We start from the raw sequence: 1,415 nt of genomic DNA, 5'->3' as shown, positions 1-1,415 counted from the left end.
AAGAGGTTTTTACTTTTTTCATTATTCAGCATCTGTATTTTGATACGCCATCTTAAACAACTTCACTTGGCTATCAATTTCTTCTGTACTACCATTAATAACATAATAGTAATCACCATCTTTATTTTGTTCACGTGTTTTCACATTATCAGCTAATGTAAGCTGTAAAATCGCCTTAATTCGTGCCTTCATTTCAATATCTAATATCGGGAAAGATATTTCCACTCGCTTCTCCATATTTCGCGTCATCCAATCAGCTGAAGATAAATATATTTTCTCCTCCCCATTATGATGGAAATAATAAATACGGCTATGTTCTAAATATCTTCCAACAACACTAACTACACGAATATTTTCACTTACATTTGGAATACCAGGTCTTAAACAACATGTTCCTCGAACAATGAGCTCTACCTTTACTCCAGCTTGTGATGCTTCGTACATTTTTTTAATTAATGGTTTATCTGTTAATGAATTCATCTTAGCGATAATATATCCATTTCCATATTGCCTATGATAACGGATTTCTTCATCTATTAAATCCATAAATTGTTCTCTTATATCAAATGGAGCAACAGATAAATGATGAAAATGTGGCTTTGTTGTATAACCACTTAAATAATTAAAGAAATTGGTTGCATCAACCCCAAAGTCTTTTCTTGATGTAATATATCCAAAATCAGTATATAACTTCGCTGTTGCATCATTATAGTTTCCAGTTCCAAGATGTACGAACCTTTCGATTTTTCCGTTTTTTCTTCTTACAACTAACGTAATTTTACTATGTGTTTTCAAGTGACTTACACCGTAAATAACATGACATCCTGCCTGTTCCAATTCTTTAGCCCAATGAACATTGTTTTCTTCATCAAATCTTGCCTTTAATTCAACTAATACCGTCACTTGTTTTCCCTTTTCAGCCGCTATCTTTAACGCCTGAATAATTGGTGAATCCCCACTTTCTCGATATCAATTCAACTAATTCCGTCACTTGTTTTCCCTTTTCAGCTTTAACGCCTGAATAATTGGTGAATCACCACTTACTCGATATAACGTTTGTTTAATCGCAAGTACATTTGGATCGTCTGCCGCATCACGGACAAAATCAACTACCGGCTGAAATGATTCAAAAGGATGATGTAATAAAATATCATGCTCAATTGCTTTTTCAAATACATCTTCTTCATCACCTAAATCTTGAGGCGGTTGCGGAATAAGAGCCGGATATACAAGATGTTCATATAAAGGAGCTAGTTTTTTATATAAAGAAAACAAACATGTTAAATCTAATGGCCCATCCATTATATATACATCTTCATCTTTTACTTCCAGAACCTCATATAATAACGCTAATACTCTTTCATCAATGTGTTCTTTCCCAACTTCTAAACGTACAGCCCCCCCCCACTTACGTT

At 33.9% G+C, this 1,415-nt stretch carries 1 pseudogene; it reads right to left on the bottom strand.

The features are described from left to right. Positions 1-21: 21 nt before the first annotated feature. A pseudogene (gene ppk1 / locus DN403_RS30820) lies at positions 22-1,415 on the bottom strand (polyphosphate kinase 1); the annotation flags it as partial.

The sequence above is a fragment of the Bacillus sp. AY2-1 genome (assembly GCF_008368965.1).
In the GTDB taxonomy this organism is placed as follows: domain Bacteria; phylum Bacillota; class Bacilli; order Bacillales; family Bacillaceae_G; genus Bacillus_A; species Bacillus_A thuringiensis_S.
Note: the sequence above shows the minus strand (reverse complement) of the source record. Positions and strands in the feature narration are given on the sequence as shown.